This window comes from Bacillus sp. AFS037270 (assembly GCF_002585305.1).
Map to the genome: position 1 here is coordinate 26331 of NZ_NUNF01000013.1, position 20858 is coordinate 47188.

At 39.1% G+C, this 20858-nt stretch carries 15 protein-coding genes and 2 pseudogenes; 2 read left to right on the plus strand and 15 right to left on the minus strand.

Features of this window, described 5'->3' with window-relative positions:
- Positions 1–103 precede the first annotated feature (103 nt).
- The 13 genes and pseudogenes from COD92_RS06185 to COD92_RS06245 all read right to left on the minus strand — a co-directional run bounded on the left by COD92_RS06185 (position 104) and on the right by COD92_RS06245 (position 18702).
- On the minus strand, positions 104–1588 hold the full coding sequence (locus COD92_RS06185; protein ID WP_098995938.1) for an ABC transporter substrate-binding protein: 1485 nt from the start codon (positions 1586–1588) through the stop codon (positions 104–106).
- A 200-nt stretch (positions 1589–1788) separates the two neighbouring features.
- A complete protein-coding gene (locus COD92_RS06190) occupies positions 1789–2586 on the minus strand; it encodes an alpha/beta hydrolase (protein ID WP_098995939.1) in 798 nt (265 codons plus the stop codon).
- Positions 2587–2631: 45 nt separating this feature from the next.
- Complete coding sequence (locus COD92_RS06195) at positions 2632–2937, minus strand: AtuA-related protein (RefSeq protein WP_098995940.1); 306 nt, start codon at positions 2935–2937, stop codon at positions 2632–2634.
- Positions 2934–4355: an acyclic terpene utilization AtuA family protein gene (locus COD92_RS06200; protein WP_255295247.1), complete on the minus strand. Its 1422-nt coding sequence runs from the start codon at positions 4353–4355 to the stop codon at positions 2934–2936. Before COD92_RS06200 ends, COD92_RS06195 begins: the two co-directional genes overlap by 4 nt.
- 17 nt (positions 4356–4372) lie before the next feature.
- On the minus strand, positions 4373–5215 hold the full coding sequence (locus tag COD92_RS06205) for a polysaccharide deacetylase family protein (protein ID WP_098995941.1): 843 nt from the start codon (positions 5213–5215) through the stop codon (positions 4373–4375).
- A gap of 253 nt (positions 5216–5468) precedes the next feature.
- Positions 5469–7745 (minus strand): glycoside hydrolase family 3 protein, encoded by a 2277-nt coding sequence (locus COD92_RS06210; protein WP_098995942.1) that lies wholly within the window; start codon positions 7743–7745, stop codon positions 5469–5471.
- Positions 7746–7906: 161 nt separating this feature from the next.
- A pseudogene (locus COD92_RS06215) lies at positions 7907–9003 on the minus strand (Gfo/Idh/MocA family protein).
- A 20-nt stretch (positions 9004–9023) separates the two neighbouring features.
- Positions 9024–9896 (minus strand): sugar phosphate isomerase/epimerase family protein, encoded by an 873-nt coding sequence (locus COD92_RS06220; protein WP_098995943.1) that lies wholly within the window; start codon positions 9894–9896, stop codon positions 9024–9026.
- 181 nt (positions 9897–10077) lie between these two features.
- On the minus strand, positions 10078–11625 hold the full coding sequence (locus tag COD92_RS06225; RefSeq protein WP_098995944.1) for a glycoside hydrolase family 43 protein: 1548 nt from the start codon (positions 11623–11625) through the stop codon (positions 10078–10080).
- A 247-nt stretch (positions 11626–11872) separates the two neighbouring features.
- Complete coding sequence (locus COD92_RS06230) at positions 11873–14716, minus strand: alpha-L-rhamnosidase (RefSeq protein ID WP_098995945.1); 2844 nt, start codon at positions 14714–14716, stop codon at positions 11873–11875.
- A gap of 217 nt (positions 14717–14933) precedes the next feature.
- Positions 14934–16658 (minus strand): glycoside hydrolase family 3 protein, encoded by a 1725-nt coding sequence (locus tag COD92_RS06235; RefSeq protein WP_098528474.1) that lies wholly within the window; start codon positions 16656–16658, stop codon positions 14934–14936.
- Between the two features lie 4 nt (positions 16659–16662).
- The gene (pgmB, locus tag COD92_RS06240; protein WP_098995946.1) at positions 16663–17325 is read right to left on the minus strand and encodes a beta-phosphoglucomutase; all 663 of its coding nucleotides are present in this window, start codon (positions 17323–17325) and stop codon (positions 16663–16665) included.
- A gap of 264 nt (positions 17326–17589) precedes the next feature.
- Positions 17590–18702: an alpha/beta hydrolase gene (locus tag COD92_RS06245; protein WP_098995947.1), complete on the minus strand. Its 1113-nt coding sequence runs from the start codon at positions 18700–18702 to the stop codon at positions 17590–17592.
- 372 nt (positions 18703–19074) lie between these two features.
- Here COD92_RS06245 and COD92_RS06250 point away from each other — a divergent pair, with 372 nt between their 5' ends.
- Positions 19075–19377: a phosphotransferase gene (locus tag COD92_RS06250; protein WP_098995948.1), complete on the plus strand. Its 303-nt coding sequence runs from the start codon at positions 19075–19077 to the stop codon at positions 19375–19377.
- Positions 19370–20083, plus strand: coding sequence for a phosphotransferase (locus COD92_RS06255; protein ID WP_098995949.1), 714 nt, complete (start codon positions 19370–19372; stop codon positions 20081–20083). Before COD92_RS06250 ends, COD92_RS06255 begins: the two co-directional genes overlap by 8 nt.
- 332 nt (positions 20084–20415) lie before the next feature.
- Here the strand turns inward: COD92_RS06255 and COD92_RS31505 are convergent, their stop codons facing one another.
- Complete coding sequence (locus tag COD92_RS31505) at positions 20416–20523, minus strand: beta-xylosidase family glycoside hydrolase (RefSeq protein ID WP_141561080.1); 108 nt, start codon at positions 20521–20523, stop codon at positions 20416–20418.
- A 73-nt stretch (positions 20524–20596) separates the two neighbouring features.
- Positions 20597–20833 (minus strand): annotated as a pseudogene (locus COD92_RS33275) (beta-xylosidase family glycoside hydrolase); the annotation flags it as partial.
- Positions 20834–20858: the final 25 nt, after the last annotated feature.

Here is a 20858-nt window from a genome sequence, read left to right on the forward strand (position 1 = left end):
TCCAACTCCTCTATTAACTTTTATATTATGATGAATCGTATTAGTAGACTTATAAAAAAAAGAGAACTGGAGAAAAATCCAGCTCCCTATCCATCTTAATTACTTATTTTTTCCACTTATCATATTGCTTTTGTTTCTCAGCAATGATTTTCTCCAAACCTGCCTGTTTCAGCTTTTTATTGAATTCTGGTAAGCTCTTATTCGGATCTAATGTACCTGATTCAATCCCTACTTTATATTGATTGAGTACGTTTGTTGCTGCGGCGATTTCTGTTTTTACTGGATCTGGATTAAACGTAAAACCAAAAGCTGGAGAGAAGATAGCAGAGTCGTTATGCTTCTTAAAGATTTCCCAATAATTTGGCGGGTTTCCTTCCCAAGGATAAGTTAGAAAATTATTACCAATTTCCCACTGACCGAAAACATATTTAGATTCTTTAACACCATCCGGTAATTTAATAGTTCCATCTGATTTAACGACGTAATGCTTCCCTTCAATTCCATTCGCTATTAAATTCATGATATCTTTATCAGTGTAAAATAAGTTCATAAGCTCCATTGCTTTTTCCGGATTTTGGCTGTTTCTCGCAATGGACATCCCAAAGGATGTGGCAGAATCAGTATATGCGTAAACATCTGTAAATCTAACAGCTACCATTTCATGCCCTGTGATTCCTTGTTCCTGTATTTCAAACCCTGGCTTCATATGTGAAAAATAACCAAACCCTTTTCCTGCTTTTACGATATTAGCTGCTGCTTCTTGTGATGTTGCTGCATCCTTCATGACATACCCAGCTTTGAACCATTTTCTTGTTAGTGCTACTGAATCCATATAATCTGGATCTTCAAACATATTGATAAATTTTTTGTCTTTAAAAGACATGACGCCCAAGCCATCACCAAGAACATCATACTTTCCGCCATTTAAGACGCTCGCCGGTGTTATGGCACCTGTATTAACAATTGGGGATAAAGTTGGTTCTTTTTCTTTGACAACTTTGAACACTTTTTCTAAATCCGCAAATGATTTTACCTGAGAAAGGTCAATGTTATATTTATCCACAATATCCTTTCTCATAACAAAACCATAATCAACGCCCCAATCTCTTGCACTTGGTACCGCATAGAGTTTTCCGTTCACTCTGTCTCCTTCTAGAAGCGTCTTAGGCACGGCTTCCAAAATACCTTTCCCATATTTTTCAAGAAGATCATCCAAGGGTTGATATTGCCCCTTGACTGCAGATGTGTTATAGCCAAAGAATGATGAGGATACGATTAAATCTAGTTTTTCATTTCCTGTAAGCAGCAGGTTAGATTGCTGCGACCAAGCTGAGCCGTTAATTGGCATTAGTTTTACCGTTGCATTTATCTTTTTCTTGGTAATTTTATTGATTTCTTCTTGAACCAATGGCAAATCGTCAATTTTAGTAAAGGCCAGGTATGCCATTGTCAGTTGATATGGTTCGCCTTTTCCATTAGAATCCCCTTTACTAGCAGTGCTGCTTTGCTTCGAGGAACATCCTGTCAGAATTAAAAAAATTGACAGGATGACCACTATAAATCTGACAAAAAATTTACCCTTACCCATCGTTTTCCCCCTTATTTTTGTTTGATAGCACCTCTATTGAAAACGCTATCAAAAATTTAATTTAAGAATTTGATATTATCTCCTTCTTAAATTCATTCTAAAAGAGAATCTAAAGGCACACTTACTAAAAATACGACCAATAATTTTAAATTTTCCGACTTTTATATCAATCTATTATCTTTATTGATTATTATCGAACATTAAACTGTCTTTCTTTTTAAAGGGAACCAAGCTAGGGTTTTTTGAATACACATATCCCAATACGACCAAGTGTGTCCTCCTTGCCCCTCTTCATAGTGAAGTTCCAATCCTAAATTCCTTACATGGTTTCTAAAGTTGCTGTTCAAATCATAGGTAAAATCTTCGGTGCCGCAGCATTGATATAATAATGGCAGATTTGTTTGTGCTTCCTTTGCACGTGTGGCTAAAAACAATAAATCTTCCTCTCCATTTGCCAAATTAGCGTAATCTCCAAATATCTCATTAAAAGCTTTTTCCCTGATTGGCTGCATGGCAGGATGCAGTTTACTTAGCAAATTGGGCATATCAAGTGTGCCGGAGAAACTGGCAGCTGCCATAAACATTTCAGGCTTTTTCAACGCCCATTTAAAGCTTCCATACCCCCCCATAGACAAACCAGCAACAAAATTATCTTCTCTTGTATCGGATAATGGAAAATATCTTTGTGCAATGAGTGGAACTTCTTCTGTAATAAAGGTCCAATAATTTTTTCCGTGAACCATATCTGTGTAATAGCTTAAATCCACATTAGGCATAACCACAGCAACCATATGTTCCTGTGCATACCGTTCGATAGCTGTTTGCCTTGTCCAAGCTGTATGATCATCCGTTCCTCCATGCAGTAAATAAAGCGTTTGAAAATTAAAAGGTTTGCTGTAATCTATCGTTTGATGAAAATTTGACTCTGGCAGTATGATGTTCATTGCTGTAGACATTCCCAATACTTGAGAAAAAAATTTCATTTCAATTAAGGCCATATTCATTGTCTCCAATTCTATTTTTTTGTAAATATTCTAAAAAATCTAATCTGCTATCTCCATTTCTAACAGCGCTGAACTTAAACTTTTTCCGTGCATATCGATTGCTATTGACTTGGTAACTCCCCCGCCCAAAGCCTTTTCCATAACGAAATTCAATGCTCCTAAACTTGGTATCTCATATCTTGTCACTTTGCCTTGAACAATTTCCTTAAACCAGTCTTTTATTCTTTGAGCAGTTACCTGTTCTTTTATTTTTTCATAGTTTTCCATATCATAGGCAATGACGGATATCACAGAAATATCTCCCTTATCTCCGGTTCTTGAATGGGCGATTTCCCTTAATTTCATAGTTTCACCTCTTCATAAACTACTTCAAGGTTTATATCAGTTTCTGGAATTAAAATGGATCCTATCGCAATTATTTCTCTGGTAAACTTTCTGGCTCCTCCGCCCCCTGCAGGCCCGTTCGTATAGAGTGCTTCTACTTCGTTTCCAATTTGATCTGCAGCCTCCTTTGTTTGCGTCCTAGCTGCAACTCTTAATCGTACTTCTTTAAAATCTTGTTTGCCATCATACAAAATCTCGCCTAAAGTGTCTTGATAAAGTGAATTGACCCCAATAAAATAGATCCTTAATTCATCAATTGGCAGGCCGCAATTCTCCACCCGTCTTTTAACAATCTCTCCGGCCAACCTAGCCCTTTCCAAGGCACCAGTACCGCCATAACTTATTTCTCCTTCACCAATGTAACCTTCTTTATATCCAATACTGGTTTTTAGAAGACCTGTCTTTTCTTTACCACTGGCAAATTGGATTAATACTCTATTTTTCTCAAGTTGCTGTACAACCACCCTTGAAAAATCTGCTATTACATCAGGTGTATAATAGTTTTCAGGATCTTGGATTTCATATAGAATTTGTTCTTTACAGGTTTCAGGAGTAACCATCCCCCCTGCCTCTTCCAGCTTGGTAATTAATATATCGCCCTTTTCATCAATTTCTCCGATTGGAAAGCCAATGTTCCATAAATCAGGTACTTCTTTATAACCAGGATCTGCAAAATATCCTCCCATCACCTGTGAGCCACATTCCAATAAATGACCGGCAAGTGTCCCTTTTCCCAATAAATCGTAATCATGAACATCCCAGCCAAATTCATATAGTAAAGGTCCAACAACCAGAGATGGGTCCGCACCCCTGCCTGTAATGACGATATCTGCCCCATCTTTTAGAGCTTGTACGATGCCTTCTGCTCCAATATAGGCATTGGCCGATACCATTTGAGATTGAATATAGCGAAGCTTTTCACCTGTCTCCATTACCTTATAATCCAAGTATTTTTCAATATTGTGATAAACATCATCCCCAAGAACTGCTGCTATCTTGAGCTGCTTGATTTCCAATTGTTCTGCAAGCCTTTGGGTTGCTTTTACGGCTGCCAAAGGGTTGGCTGCCCCCATATTGGTGATAATCTTTACATTCTTTTCAATACATAAAGGGAGTATCTTTTCCATACGATATTCTAGTAGTTCATTATAACCCTTTGTTGGATCGAGAAGTTTTTGCTGTTGTGCAAGTGCGATGGTCCTTTCAGCCAGGCATTCGAAAATAATATAGTCCAAGTTTCCCTTTTTAATAATGTCTATCGCTGGTTCAATTCGTCTCCTGCATATCCGGCTCCGGAACCTATTCTTATCTTTTTCAAGTTCAAAAACCTCCAATAAAATAAAATAACCCGAAAAATTGGACTCATTCCATGCGTCCAATTTTCGGGCTTCTTTCATCACATTTGTCTTTGTCGATTACGCAAATCACGCCATTTTATTAGTTGGATTTCTTCTGATCGCAGTAATTCTTGGATTTCTTTGTCCCGAAATACATCAAATTCAAACCGCCTCATAGGCCAAGTTTCCGTGATGCCTTTTAATTCGCTGGTATCCAAGGAAGGATGAAAAACTAATTCGGTTATACCTGGTTTTAATGAACGTATACAATTAATGGCCGCCTCTTTGGTGATTTGATAGGCTGGTTCTTTTCCCGCGGGCACAAAAAAGGGTAACATTTCTATATAGTCAGGCAATTGAATCCCCTTTTTTTCTGCAAGCGCGATAATTTCTTCATGATTTCCCTGCTTTCTGAACGAGTGACCTTGTTTGGCATATCTTAATGGCAATTGATACTTTTCACAAAGGTCTAACAGAATGTCCATGACATGATGCATACTTCCCATGTGATTATCAATGTTGGTGGGCTCTAACCCTAACTTAAGCGCAAACTCCATCTGAGCAATCGCTTCTTCGCGAAGCTGTTCTGGATCCGCATGTGTTATAACCGTTTGTGTATCTGCAGGAAAATACCCCTTTTCATCAACTAGGGTAGACATATTTGTTTTTAGCGGCCCCCATTTGTAAACGTCCCACTCGGATGTGTGGGTAAAATGAATCCCAACGTCCATTGATGGATTTTGTTTAATGAGGCGGACGGCTTCCAATGTCCAAGGACATGTCATCATGAGACTTGCAGAAGTAATGGAGCCTTCTGTAAGGAGTGTATTGATTGCCTCATTTGTTGAATGACACATTCCAAAATCATCCGCATTTAGTATTAAATAACGTTCGTTGGACACTATTCTCCCCACCTATAAATAATTGTTTTACTCAACGAGCTCCTTTTTATCCCATCTCGGGCAATGAACCAACCTTTCATTTACCCAGCGAGCTCCTTTTATCTCATCTCGGGCAATGAACCGGCCTTTCATTTACCCAGCGAGCTCCTTTTATCTCATCTCGGGCAATGAACCGGCCTTTCATTTACCCAAGGACCTATATTTATTCAAGTTGGGGTAATGGAGCTCTGCTATATTTACCAAGGCCTACTATTTATTTGATATTTTGATATTTTTCGGTTCTTTCATCCTGAATCTTGCCAGACCAATTTAGACCAAAGGCAAAGTCATATACATTTCCCTCAGTGTCAACGTGACATTCCATGTCGTGAGCAACATCTTCCAATTGTTCTTCGACTGTTTTCATATTAGCCGGCATTTGCATTGGCAGAAGACCTGATGGCTCCACCCCGCCCGTTAAAATGTCAAAAATCGCTTGATCCTGTACGCCGAAATTCGCAATAATCCCCTCTACTTTGCCTTCAAATTCTTCTACAACAGTCGGATTTGATAGTAGGAGCGAAACAACAACCGGTTTTCCTTTCATGACTTCAACTGTTTCTATTACCATATCCAGATCCGTTGTATTACTTGGTGTCACCGTTTTTCCTTTGTATGATCGGTTTAAAACGTCACCCGGACGTGCATCTCCAGCAAGACTTTTTTCGCGGGCGTAGGTCGCTGTATAAGGTTTGTACTGAAGGCTGATTGGTACATACCCATTACCCCCTTCCTTCACATCATCATGACTATAGCCTGTTCCAGACTTTGGAGTACTTATAAAGACGAGACCAAAATCTGCTTCCTTAGGGTTATCTGTCAAATTGAAATATTTCCTAACCACATCGATATTTACTGGGTATTCAAATTTTTCAGGTGTTGGATTACCAAACCAATCTTTACCGGCAGGTGTATATTTTTTAGGGATATAGACAACCTTGTCCTTACTTAATGGCAAGATGTTTTTCTTGTTTTTCAACATCACGATTGATTTAAGCTGCACATCATATCCTTCCTGCATATACTCTGGTTTCCCGACTTCTTGAGAAGTTTCCTCTACTTTCAAATATGGATTTTCAAATAATCCAAGACGGAAGATATTTTTTAATAGACGTACGGCCGATTCCTCAAAGCGCTTGCGCATAAATTCCTCACCGTGTTCAGCAACGCCCATTTGGTAAGCTTCCAAAATGGGACCAGCTTCATTATTTCCTCCGAATTGATCGACACCTGCCATGATTAATTTATAATGCCGCTCGGCTACGGTTAGATTTTCGACACCCCATGGCTTCCCGCCCACGAAGGTATCAATGTTCTCAGGTTCATCGGCAGTGATGATCCAATCCGTACAGACCACACCGTCATAACCATATCTTTTTCGAAGTAAATCATTAATTAAATACGAATTGTATGAATTACCGACATTTTCTTTATTCAAAGGATCCTGATCGACTGAGATTGTGTAATATGGCATAACTGCTGAAGCCATTTTTGTTTTCCCAGGTAAGTTAAAAGCACCTTCTGTAAAAGGAATTAAATGTTCCTCAAAGTTACCATCTGGATAAACAGCATACTTACCATATCCATAGTGGGCATCCCTGCCGCTCTCGCCAGAACCGCCTCCCGGCCAATGTTTTACCATGGCATTAACGCTTTCATAACCCCAGCCTTCGGAAATCTCTTTATCACCCGCAGAATTCTGAAAACCGTTCACATAAGCACGAGCCATATCTGCAGATAGCTGTGAATCTTCCCCAAAGGTGCCATTAAAACGGAACCAGCGCGGGTCGGTTGCGATATCAATTTGCGGTGATAGTGCGGTTGTAATACCTAGTGTCCGGTATTCCTTTGAGGCTATTTCTCCAAATTTTTCTGTTACCTCTGGATTAAATGTAGCTGCAAGACCAAGCGGTTCAGGCCACATGGAAATTTTACCGCCGGCTCCTGCATTAAATTCAGTACTCGAATCTGATGCATGGCGTGGGTCCGAGCTGTTGTTCGCTGGGATGCCAAAGCCTGTCCCTTCTGCAAAAGCCTGAATATTGTTATTCCAGCGTGCAGCCGTTTCAGGACTTTTTAAGGTGGTTACAAGGATATGTCTAAGATTATCTTTAGATAGGAACTCGATTTGTTCATCGGTTAAATCCCATGGATTGGCACCACTTTCTTCGTAGGCCTTTCCGCCATAGGTACCAGCAAACCAGCCTTTACTTACTGCAGGAATCGCTTGATGCCTGCTGTATAACATGAGTCCGGCAATTTGCTCAATTGTCATCTTCGAAGCAAGGTCCTCTGCCCTTTCCTCTGGAGTCAATCTCCAATCTTCATACTTATCTATTTTTCCATCTTTGTTTAAATCCTTAAAAAAGTATCCATCTTTTTGGATGATGGTAACCCCAGAGGTTTCGGAATAAGCTAACGTTGGTCCATCATTATTTTCTATATATTTAATCTGATCTTCAGTTTTGAATATCGTTTTATGATCCTTCATTCAAAATCCTCCCAACTATATTGATATTGCAACTAAGAATAACTTTCATAATCAAGCTAGGCGCTATTGCTAGACAATTCTCAAAGTCGAATACTTTTCTTATCTAGCAAGAAAAGGAGGATTTCAAAATCCCCCATTTCCTGTTTTTGTTTACTTTTCGGTTAGAATTCGATTGTTTTCCCTGTCTTTGCGGAGGTATAGATTGCCTCTAAAATTTGTGTGACAACTAATGCTTGTTCTGGTTTAACTAATGGTTCTGTATCATGAATGATACACTCGAGCCACTGTCTCGCCTCTTTTACACCAGGGTCTTCCGCTCCAGCATCAAAATAGGCAATCCCGCCTCCGGTTGCAGGTTTGGTCTCCACCAGCTTTCCAAATTTCGTGCTATTGAAAACTAACTCACTGGTCGGCGATTTTGGTAATGCTTTCATTTCAGCGCCGCCTTCAGTACCACATAACGTTGTCATCGCCTCACGAACATCCGTGGTATTTAGTGCCCATGCACATTCTAGAATGATTGTGGCACCGTTTTGCATCTTAATAAAGCCAAAAGCCGAATCTTCTACTTTAAATGTTTCCGGGTCCCATGGACCAAATAAATTTCCTTCATGCTTATCTGCAAGCTTATAGAAAACAGAACCTGTTACAGATTGCGGTTTGTAATTGTCCATACACCAAAGAGTCAAATCCAATGCATGTGTACCAATGTCAATTAAGGGGCCTCCCCCTTGTTGTTCTACATCTAAGAACACTCCCCATGTAGGAACAGCTCTTCTTCGTATGGCATGCGCCTTTGCGAAATAAATATCACCGAATTCACCTTCTCTTGAAGCCTTATACAACACTTCTGAATCATCACGAAAACGGTTTTGGTACCCTATTGTCAGCTTTTTGCCTGTTCGATTAGCTGCTTCAATCATTTCCTGGGCTTCTTTCGAATTGATGGCCATTGGCTTTTCGCACATTACATGCTTTCCCGCTTCTAGAGCATCAATAGTGATAAAGGAGTGTTGCAAATTTGGAGTAAGCACATGCACAACATCAATCGAATCATCCTGTAATAACTCTTTATAATTGCTATAAACATTTGCCTTTTCGGCGCCAAATTGCTGTGCTGCTTTAACCGCTCTTTCTTCGACCACGTCGCAAAAGGCGATCATTTCTCCTAAATGACTTAACTTTGCCAATGAGGGCATATGCTTTTGATTAGCAATACACCACAGCCAATAATACCGATTTTCAACTTCTTAGACATATGAAAAACACTCCTCTTGATTATTTTTTGATAACTCCTTGTACATAGTTCTCCATCACTTTTAAATCGTCCGCAATGCTGGTAATTTTATTTCCAAGCTGTCCTTCGTTTTCCACAATTGTATAACGGATAGAACCTAATTCATTTAGCTTTTGATAGGTTTCTTGAAAATGAACAATACCAGTGCCGAGATTAACGAAATCATTTGGCTTCACAAACTCCGTATATAATTTCATTGTATCTGGGCTATCCTCTTGGCTTAAAGCGCTAAATATATTAACCGGATTGACATGTTTGCCTAAATCCTTTTGATGGATCATGTCGCAGCGGCTGCCCAATTTTTCAAGCAATGAAATGGGATCATATCCACCTCTCATCACCCAAACAAGGTCAAGCTCAAATTTCACGTTCTCTGAATCTGTATTTTCAACTAGAAGTTCAAATAAGGAGGTTTCTCCAATTCTCTTAAACTCATGTGCGTGATTATGATAATAAAAGCTTAAGCCCGCTTCCTTGCATTTCTTTCCTAATTGATTAAGCTGTTCTGCTGTTCTAAGAGTGTCCTCACGTCCTGATATGAATGCCATTGGGAAAACAATGGACTGACATCCAAGTGATGCATTTTCTTCAATAATCTTATCCCAATCTGCATCAAGGATTGCTTTCCCTGGAGCAACACCTTCATGCGCTGCAAATGCTTTTAATCCCAAGTCGTCAAACTTCTGTTTTATTACCGGAAGTGTAAAGGTATCAGTAAATCGTTCACCCGTAGCAAAATTGGCAGAAATCAACTCTACATTTTTGTAACCTATTTCGGCTACCTTTTCTAAGGTTCCGAAATAATCCTCGTTTAACTCTCTAAATACTGAAAATAGATTTAATCCGATTTCCATCACGTAACTACCCCATTTCTTATATTTTTTGCGAACTGAGATTATTGAAGTTTCTTAGCTCACTATAATCCCACTGTTAAAGCCCTTTGTTATTTTATAGATTTCTAACCACTAACAAACTATTAAAAACGTTTATAAAACTGAATTCTCTGCATTTCCACCTGTCAAAGCGGCTAATAAATCATGTTTTAAATCCTTTATCTGGTCTATAGCTAAAATAGTCGAAATGAGCTGGAACAGTGGATTCTTTTCCATTTCCAGTCGCATACATTCCGAAAAAAAGGCCCGTAAAACCGCCGGCAACTTCAGTGGAAAGCATGGAACTTTCGCCTTTACCTAAAATGACTTTTTCACCATTTGAGGATATAAAGGAAAAAGTAAAACTAAAATCATCAGCTTTTATTCCAAGGATCACCCTTGGCGAATCGTACTCCACTTCTGCCTCCACCTTCCACATGCTCCCAATTCTGCGGCGGAATTGAATAAGAGATTTTCCCTTTTTAAGAGTCTTAGCTATTTCATAATGAAAATTTTCGTTCATAAATACAGTCAGGCCTGCTTCTTCTCCCTCCACAATAGGGCTAAATTCCATTAAGGTAGAAATCTCACAATTAAGATGCTGCTGCCTTCGCCCCACAAATGCAGGGGAGTCTGTATCATTCAAAGTACATGATTGACCACGAATGGTTAGCCAGCCAGATCGCTCCGTTAAGGACCATGAGGTTGGAGTCGGATTACGATAAAAATTCCATTCTAACGGAAGGGAGGTGGTATCAAAATCTTCTTTCTCCTGCCATGGCTTAGATAGGCCTAATGGAAGAGATTTTGCATCATTCTCTACATCTGCCTGCCCATCTTCTCCCATAATAGGCCACCCTCCTTCGGTCCAATAGACTGAAACTAGATTGGTTTCGCGCCCTAAGTGATGACGTTTTGGATAACCGACAGGCCTGATTCCAAGAAACACAGACCACCAGCTGCCATCGACTGCTTGGACTAAATCAGCATGCCCTATCGCTTGAATTGGTTTATCCGTACTTCGATTCGACAGGATTGGGTTATTCGGATTGCCCTCAAAAGGCCCGTAAGGACTTCTGCTTCTTGCGATGGTGACCATATGGCCATATTCTGTACCGCCCTCGGCAATTAGTAAGTAATACCATCTATTCATTTTATATAAATGTGGTCCTTCCGGGGAGCTTCCACCTGTTCCTTTCCAAATTAACCGACGCTCAGTTAGGAGTTTCCCTGATTCAATATCTAGTTCTGCCTGATAAATACCTATTGGTTCACCGACGCGAAAATCGCTTGTCCCAGTTATGAAAACCCTTCCATCTTCATCAAAAAATAAGGATGGATCAATTCCGCCCCACCCCTCAATAAATATAGGCTCGGACCATGGACCCTCAGGATGTTCTGCAAAAACATAAAAGTTCTTCGATGTTGATATATTGGTTGTTATTACATAAAAGCGTCCGTCTTGATAACGGATGGTTGGAGCAAATATTCCTTGTGAAGGTCCCATTTTATGTATGCGTGTAAGCGGTAATTGACTTTCGCGTGTCAATACATGGCCAATCTGTTCCCAATTTACTAAATTCGTACTATGGAAAATTGGTATGCCTGGAAAATATTCAAACGAACTGGTTACCAAATAATAATCTTTGCCCACCCTGCAAATACTTGGATCAGGGTGAAAACCACTAATAACTGGATTCAAATATTTCATATTCATAACACTTCCCATCTTATTTTCAAAGTGGTACTCAATTTAACTATTTTAAATTGCTAAAAATTCAAAATAGTCTAATCTATCTTTAAAGATAACCTAGTTGAAAGCCATTTCCTACTGTAAATACGACTTATTCCTTTTAAAATTCCGACTTTTTTACCTTATATGGGATTTCTTCTATATCGATAATTAAAACTAGCCAAACACGTTTTGGGTGTTTGGCTATTCAAAATCTCTTTATTTGTTAGTGAACAGTCACTTTAATTTTCTTTAGCTTAACATCTAACTCATCAAGAATTTCGGTCGAAATAGGTAAGAATGGCATATGTGACAATTCCCTTAAGGACTGGTGTCCAACCTTATCCACCATTTCCTGAGGGAAAGCTCCAACATGTGGGACTGTCTCTGCCAGTACATTCTTAGCTTCTTCATTTTCAAGCACTTCACCTAAAGGCATGTGTGTACCGAAGTATTTAATATAGTCAACTTCTGGCGTATAAAAGATTTCCCAGGTTCCGCTGCTTATCTCAACAAGGACCAGCTCCCCTGATTGACTTGCGTTGTTTTCAGTGTTCCTTAAAGGTCTGCCATTGATTGATACGTTCTCGAGTTTCGCATCCGGCAACTCAACAGTAGCTGTAGCATTAAACGGAATCACGAATTTAAATTTCAAATTTCCTTCTTCCGTTAGTTCCCACTGACTTTCGTATAAACCTGCAGCAGAATCCAATGTCGCTTTAGCAAATTTCAATCGATAATCGGGCTGAGGCGCCAACCTGACATGTCTAAAACCTGGCCTATCCTCCACAGGGTTGATACCTGCTACATTTCGATACATCCATTCCACAATCGAACCATAAGCATAGTGATTTAAAGAGTTCATATCGGTTCCGCTAATCTTGCCGTCCGGTAATACGGAATTCCATCGTTCCCAAATGGTTGTTGCCCCCATTGTGACGGCATATAACCAGCTTGGATAATCCTTATTTAAAAGTAACGTATAAGCTAAATCATTGTTTCCGTTCTCGGAAAGCACTCTGCATAGATACGGTGTCCCAACAAATCCAGTCTTCAAGTGGTTCTTGTCCTTTTTTAATCTTTCACGTAAATCGTTAGCTATTCTGTTTCTATGCTCTTCTGGAACAAGGTCCATAAATAAGGCAACAACTAATGCTGTCTGATTGTTTAAGGCAAGGCGTCCGGTGGAAGTAAAGTATTCTGCTCTTATCGCTGCTCTTACTTCGTTTGACAACTTTTCATATTCCTGTGCTATTTCCTTCTTGCCAAGTACATTTGCTGCTTTAGCCACTAACATAGAGGAATAGCAATAATAGGCTGAGGAGATAAAAACTGTTTCTGTTCCGCCCATTGGAGAATTTGGATCATCTCCATCCAATGCCAGCCAGTCACCAAAATGGAAGCCTGTTGTCCAAAGTCTTTTAGAACCAGAAGCTTCATCTGCCCTCTTTATAAAATCAACCCAGCCCTTCATACTCTCAAATTGCTGTTCTAGAATCGCTTTATCTCCATAATGAAGATAGACATTCCATGGGATAACAGTTGCTGCCTCTCCCCATGCACTTGAACCGCCGCCTTTAACAGTTGCCATAGGAACTACCATTGGAACCATACCATCTAATCCTGATTGTTCTTGGGCTAGGTCATAACCGTATTTACTAAAGAAAGCGTAGGTATCCATATTGAAGGCAGCTGTTCCTGAAAACACTTGGGCATCTCCAGTCCAGCCCATTCGCTCATCGCGCTGAGGGCAATCTGTCGGTACATCTAGGAAGTTCCCTTTTTGCCCCCATAATGCATTCAGGAATAATTTATTAACCAATGGATTACTAGTTTCAATACTTCCCGTTTGATCCATATCTGAATACAAGACACATCCTGTAAAATCTTCTTTATTTAGTCCTCCGTTCCATCCGGTGACTTTTACATATCTAAAGCCGTAATAAGTAAAATGTGGTCTAACAGTATATTCTTCTCCATTAGAAATATATCTGAACTCTGCCTTGGCTGTACGTAGATTGTCTTGATAAAAATTTTCTTCTTGCAAGAGTTCAGCATACTGTAAAACAATTTCGGACCCCTTTGGAGCATTGGTTCTAAACTGAACCCAGCCAACCATGTTCTGACCCATATCCAGCACTGTTTCTCCGGCTGGAGTTTTGATCACTTCAATTGGCTTTAACTCTTCCTTCACTACTACCGGCAGGCTTAATCTTGCCTTTAGTCTGTCATAACCTGAGTCAAGCATCTTAACATTGTACGAAGTACCATCAATAAAGGTTGCATCGTAAATCTCACCATCATATAAACCACTAAATAAGATATTGCTCTTTCTGGCTTTCCATGAGCCATCCGAATGAATGACGGTCGTTGTTCCATCTGCATGGTTTAAAACAATTTCACATAGAAGGGCAAATTGATCACCATAAACTTCCGTTTCTCCACCTTCAAAACCAAAGCGACCCTTGTATAATCCATTTCCAAGACTAACCTCGACAGAGTTTTGTCCCGTTCTAACTAGATCGGTAATATCATAGGTCTGGTATTGCAGCCATTTGTCATATGCATTGAAATTTGGAGTAAGATACTCATCCCCGGCTTTCTCACCATTAATCTCGATTTCATATAAACCTAAACCACAAACATAGGCGCGAGCAGAGACCACTTCTTTTAACAGGTCAAATTCTCTCACTAAGACTGGGTGTATCTCCTTATCAAAATCCGGTGTAATCCACTTTGCCTCCCAAGGTTCTGCCATTTTGGCCGTTTCAAACCAAGCTGTGTCACTAGCAGCCACATCCCCATTATCCGCCCAAACCGTCACTCTCCAAAAATAGCGTGTACATGACTGTAATTTAATCGGAAGTTCAAAAGCAAGACTATCAATTTCCGCACTCTTTCCACTGTCAAATACAATGTTCGCAAAATTTTCATCAAGGGCAACCTCAATTTGCGCAGCTGTTTGTTTTTTGGCGGTTGTGTCATAAGTGACAAAAGATAAACGAGGCTTTCCTAAATCAAATCCCAGTGGGTTTGTTATACGGTTTGTTTTCAAATTTTTTATTTTCATGTTTTCATTTTCCTCCCCATAGGTATTCACAAAACATGTATCTTTTTTTAAGATTTAAGTTGATATTTCCATAAATTTATTTTAGCAAACGCTTTTATCTAATTTAATATTGAAAAACAAGATTAACATTGCTCGAATCAAAGATTAGTTAACAGGATTTAGTCATCCGATTAAAAGGAGCAGCACTCCATCTTGAAAATGGAGTGCTTACTCTTAATTAAAATCTAGTATCCCATTTCCCGCAGAACGGATCTATAGGACTCTTCCCTTTAAACTCAGATTTTCCTAAGATTTTGTCAACTATTGCCTCCACCACAAATTCATTAGATGAATAAGCATTAATATAGGTCTTCACCATTGGAACGTCCTGAAGGTGGTACGGGTTCGCAACCGATATAAACAATGTAGGAATATCTTTGACAAACCACGGAGCATTTGCATTTAACGGCTGCTGCCAATTAATTCTAACCGTTGTTTGGTTACTTGCCGTTTCAAGGTTGGCAACGTAAATAATAAGATCATATTTCTCTTTAAAATCATTCACGCTCATAAATAACTCTGGGAAATTAACTTGCTTGTCATTATAAAGTTCTACTTGGAGTCCAGCATTTTCAAGAGAGTCGATAAACGGCTGGGTGACAGAACCGCCTTCCTTTAGTCCTCCTTCTTGATCACCTAATACATATAGACGAACCCGTTTATACTTATCAGCACTAATCGGCAGCAGTTTTTGTGTATCCTTTACTAATGTAACGGATTGGTCTGCACATTCTCTTGCCCAATCCTTATGTTCCTCACACTGTAATACCGACAAATCCGCTTCCCCAGCTACTAAGGTTCCCATTTCCTTTTGTACATGCAGACCTAGTGATGCTTTAAGAGCAAGTACTCTAGTAACAGCTTCATCTACTCTTTCTAAGGTTAGAATACCTGTTTCAATCCCTTTCAACATAAACTCATAATCTTCTTTTATATTTCGGTTGAAGAGGAACATATCACAGCCTGAAGCAATTGCCTTAGGTACAGCAATTTCTCTTCTTTCTGAAGTAGTGAAACCAAGCATTGGCGTTGCATCTGTAACAATTAAACCATTAAAGCCTAATTTTCCCCTTAATAAACCATTGAGTAATTCCGGCGCTAGTGTAGCCGGCATAATTTGTTCATCTTCAATTCCTGGCAATAGCTTTTTTGAATACTCTGGGAGCATAATATGTCCTGCCATAATCGATTTAGCCCCACTGTCGATCATCTCTTGATAAACCATCCCAAAGGTTTGATCCCATTCCTCCGTAGATAGGCTGTTTACGGATGATAAAAGATGCTGATCTCTGTCATCTACACCATCCCCTGGGAAGTGCTTGACAGCAGCTGCGAGTCCGCTTTCATGAATTCCCTTTATAAAAGCTTTAGACATTTGCGCCACTCTAATTGGGTCAGATCCAAATGTTCTTACATTTGTGATTGGGTTTCGGTAATTCATATCTATATCTACGATCGGTGCAAAGGCCCAGTTACACCCAGCTGCACGTCCTTCACGGCCAGCTACTAATCCTAATTTATAGGCCATATCTTCATTGTCTGTTGCAGCCACCTGCATCTGTTTCCCGAAATAGGTGCCATCTGTAGCAATGCCATTTCCACCGGCTTCTAAGTTAGCAGAAATCAATAAAGGAACTGGAGAAAGCTCTTGTAACAATCGGTGTGTTTCCTGTATTATTTCGCCTGTGTTCGGACGGTACATGATTCCGCCAGGATGAAATTCCTTAATAAATGCTTCTAAATCTTGTTTATTATCTGAACTGCCAATTGGACAAAATAACTGCCCTACTTTTTCACGTAAGCTCATCGATTGAAGAGTCTCTTCTACCCACTGTATTTCTTGATCATTTAGAGAAAATGGTTTGTTTTTCAAGTTTGCTAGGCTGGCATTTAGTTTAAGCATGATCTCAACTCCTAATCTTGGTAACTTCTAATAATTGATCAATTTCTATATTGGTTAGGTCGGTTAATTTCAGATCGGCATTTAAACACTTAGCAGCTGACCCAATACCTACTGCCTTCATTCCAGCAGCTTTTGCCGCATCAATTCCAGCTTGTGCATCTTCAATAACAGCGCATTCTTCAGGCTCTACTCCTAGCATTTTAGCTGCTAATAAAAACACCTCCGGATCGGGCTTACTATTTTTGATGCTATTTCCATCAGCGATCGCATCAAAATTCGTTGTTAACCCGATTTGGCTCAAAATAAATGGAGTGTTTTTACTCGAAGAACCAATGGCAATCCTTATATCCCTAGCTTTTAACCCCAATAAAAGATTAATTACCCCAGGTAAAATGTCGTTTGGTGACAAGTTGTTAAGCAGTTCACAATAGATGTCATTTTTTCGCTGTGCAAGAAGGTGCTTTTCAGTTTCACTGTATGTTTTATCAGAATGGCTCAGGATAATATCAAGACTTTCCATTCTGCTTACACCACGAAGTCGTTCATTTATTTCTCTATCAAAATAGATTTGTTCCTGATCGCTAATTTGTTTCCAAGCTTCGTAATGATATTCATCGGTGGAGACAATCACACCATCTAAATCAAAAATGACTGCTGATATTTCCATAGGTATCATCCTCATTCATCATATAGTAAGCGACATTGCCATCCATTACAGCAATATCTGAAAGCGTTTCCTAGTTCTATCATTATGTTATAAGAATTTACCCTTAATCGCTTTCCCCTTTTTAACTGAAAACAGGTTGATATTTGTTCTATTTTAATTTTATGTATCCATCCTTAAAGGAAAGTACGTCAAAAAAAGAGCCTTGTTTAACCAAGACTCAAGTTAACAAATATTTTAATATCCCCAATTACTACTTTTACCTACCTATAACTCCCTCATAGCTTTGGCAATTTCCAAACACAAATCTTCTGCTTGTGCTACATGTCCTAATTTATCAATAAATGCATGGGTCATCCCTTTATAACGGAAACAAGTGGTTTCTACTCCTGCATCCTGAAGCTGCTTGGCATAGAACTCTGTGTGAATACGCAAACCGTCAAATTCGGCGCCTGCTAAAATGGCTTTTGGAAGTCCAGCATGAGAATCTGCCAGCATTGGACTTACATATGGATTATAGATATCTTCCATATCTGAAATATAAGCTCCTAAAAACAGAGAATCCTCAACTTTTGTGGGTCTTCCAAGTGAAATAAGTCCATTAATGATATCCTTGTGCCCCTCAGACATTTCGAAAAAGTTCTCACTCCACTCATATCCGTCAACCATTGCATCCGCATGTGTAATTGCCGGATAAATCAGTACTTGCATCGCAATTTTTGGTGTACCTTCATCTCTTGCTTTCAAACAGACTGCGGCTGTATAGTTTCCACCCGCACTATCTCCGCCAATACAGATTTTATCAGGGTCAATTCCATAGATTTCGGCATGGTCGTAAACATGCTTGACCGCATAATAATTGTCATTTAAACCATTAGGAAACTTCTTCTCTGGAGCTAAAGAATAATCTACGTTAAATACTACAGCATCTGCTAATTCTGCTATCAATTTGCAGAAGTTTTCAACCGTATAGACGCTTCCCCCTATCCAGCCGCCTCCATGAAAAAATACGAAAGCAGGACGTTTCGGATTTTTTTCAGATTTTCTTGGATAGTACCTCCACAAGCCTACTGTATTGCCACTATCTGTTATTTCTTCATATTTTGTATGTATTTCTACAGTGTTTAAATTATAGTTAGGGAAACCCATATTTTCCCTCATGATAGGAATTAGCACTTCCATTGGCGGCATCGCTGCAGGTTCTTCCCCTTCTAATTTTCCTGCCCAATGATTCTCCATAAGACTTAATTCCATAGGATCTAGATTTCCTGGTCTATCTTCACCAGGGCTTGGTTTTACGATGATGTTAACTCCATTATTTTCGATAATCGTAGTTTCCTTTTGTAATTGGTCGATGGCACTCGTATCATATTTACGCATGGTATATAACTCCTCTCTAAAGTTCGAAACCTATAATTTTTCAATTTAACCTATTAAAAGCTTCCCCTTATAGTTGGGTAGTAAGAAAATGATTGTTAAACTACATGACAAGGCGTTCTGGTACTATCCCACTCTCAGAAAACGCTTTCTTATATGAGTTTTATAATATACCTAATTCTTGTATAATACATCCCTTTTTTTGACTGAAAATAGGCAACTTTTTGTCCTACACTGATAGAGCAACATACTAGAATGGTGACCTTACTTTAAAAGATACCCTCTTTCTTGTTTTTTGCCATTTATCTATGCAAAATTACTTTCTTCTTTTTCATGTACATGATAGACTTCTTTTTAAAAAAGGATTTTGGATAGATGAGAAAAAATTTATCATATATAGAAGAAATAGTGCCTTTGTACTTCCCAAATGAAAACTGGGAGATGCTCCCCGGACCAAGTGGAGAAAACAATACAACCGTATTTATTCTGGCAAACAGTGAGCAATACGTACTAAGAATTTACCGAACCCATCGAGATGAAGACAAAGTAAATTATGAACATGCTGTATTATTAGCATTAAAAGAACGGTCTCTTTCCTTTTCCATTCCAGTACCAATGAGCACAAAAGATGGGCAAACCATTGTAAAAACTTTCCGGATTTCTTGCAGGATTGTTTAAATTTATCGATGGGAAAAATCCTGCCCTAGAAGACTTAGATCAAATTAATTCATTTGGTATGGTGACTGGTCAACTTACTGCAGAACTTGCCGAGGTCAGTGTAAATCAACTGCCAGTATATAGACCGTATTATGATATAGAGAGTACACACCCAAGATGTTCTTTAGATCAGATTAAAGATTTTTCCCTAACTCCACCAGAGGACTTTGTGGAGTTAACTCAAGAATTATTAATTATCTACAAACAACTAGTTTTATTTCAAGACAGAGTCCCATTTTTAAAAAGGCTTCCCCACCAGCTCGTCCATGGAGATTTAAATGCTTCCAACATTCTTACGGGTGGGGATGGAAAGATTTCCGCCATTCTTGATTTTGAATTTGTTACACATGATTTACGAGTGATGGAAGTTGCTGTTTCGATTTCCGATTTTATAGATGATGAAGAGGATGAGACCATTATTTTTAAAAAGATTACTGCCTTCCTAATGGGATTTGGCAGTAGGATTACGCTGACAGAAGGAGAAATCCAGGTCCTTCCTCTTCTAATCCAGCTTCGCAGTTTAGATGTTTTTATCCATTTTCTCGGCCGTTATTGGGACGGGGTTGACTCTATTGATACGGTCAAGAAGTATATTCGCAAGGCGGCACAACGAGTTTCATGGATTTTAATACATCAAGACAAGTTCATCAAATTCTGTGAAAAATAGTTATGATATGTTAATCAAATTGATCCAATTTTCTAACCCACATAGAAAATCCTTGATCAACTTAGGTAATTTCTTAAATATAAATAAAGCTGCCAATACACACGGCAGCTTTTTTCTTATAAATGGTTATTGACTACTCTATTGATTAATTTTCTTGGATAAAGGTCGGCAATAAGGACTATTGGCTACCTTGATTGCATCATTTTATTGGATCACGATCCTTAATTAGCTCTATTTGCTCCCCTGATGGTCCATTTTCTTGACTGAAGGTCGGAAATTATTTTGCACTAACGAAACCTCGTTACCATAAAAGTGCTGCATTAATTAAAAATTTATATAGAATACTCAAACCAATGAAAATAAGCAGGAGTCCCTTTTTTCTGTCCATTTCCTGCTGCATAAAGTCCAAAGAATACCACCGTAAAGCCACCGGCAAATATAGCTGATAATAGTAAACCTTATCCTGAACGTAAAATAATAGATTCCCCGCCAGGCTGTTGATAGGAAAACGTATTATTTTTTGCATCTGCCTGAACAGTTGTAATAATGCCCTTCGTCATACTCATGCTTAGACTCAGTCTTCCAAAGGGACTCGATTCTACTTATAAAGACCTTCTTTAAACCATCCCATATACCCAAGTCTACTTCATAATGAACTTGCTCATACATTAGGACGGTTAGTCCTGCCTCTTCCCTCTCCTCAATTGGAGATAATACTAGCAATGTTGAAGTTGCACATTCAAAATGCTGTTGCCTGCGTCCCTAGAATGCTTGA

Excerpts from the sequence above, each read along its gene's own strand:
- COD92_RS06185 (WP_098995938.1), bottom strand. The coding sequence starts at position 1,588 with ATGGGTAAGGGTAAATTTTTTGTCAGATTTATAGTGGTCATCCTGTCA.
- COD92_RS06190 (WP_098995939.1), bottom strand. The coding sequence starts at position 2,586 with ATGGCCTTAATTGAAATGAAATTTTTTTCTCAAGTATTGGGAATGTCT.
- COD92_RS06195 (WP_098995940.1), bottom strand. The coding sequence starts at position 2,937 with ATGAAATTAAGGGAAATCGCCCATTCAAGAACCGGAGATAAGGGAGAT.
- COD92_RS06210 (WP_098995942.1), bottom strand. The coding sequence starts at position 7,745 with ATGAAGGATCATAAAACGATATTCAAAACTGAAGATCAGATTAAATAT.
- COD92_RS06220 (WP_098995943.1), bottom strand. The coding sequence starts at position 9,896 with ATGGAAATCGGATTAAATCTATTTTCAGTATTTAGAGAGTTAAACGAG.
- COD92_RS06225 (WP_098995944.1), bottom strand. The coding sequence starts at position 11,625 with ATGAAATATTTGAATCCAGTTATTAGTGGTTTTCACCCTGATCCAAGT.
- COD92_RS06230 (WP_098995945.1), bottom strand. The coding sequence starts at position 14,716 with ATGAAAATAAAAAATTTGAAAACAAACCGTATAACAAACCCACTGGGA.
- COD92_RS06235 (WP_098528474.1), bottom strand. The coding sequence starts at position 16,658 with ATGCTTAAACTAAATGCCAGCCTAGCAAACTTGAAAAACAAACCATTT.
- pgmB (WP_098995946.1), bottom strand. The coding sequence starts at position 17,325 with ATGGAAATATCAGCAGTCATTTTTGATTTAGATGGTGTGATTGTCTCC.
- COD92_RS06245 (WP_098995947.1), bottom strand. The coding sequence starts at position 18,702 with ATGCGTAAATATGATACGAGTGCCATCGACCAATTACAAAAGGAAACT.
- COD92_RS06250 (WP_098995948.1), top strand. The coding sequence starts at position 19,075 with ATGAGAAAAAATTTATCATATATAGAAGAAATAGTGCCTTTGTACTTC.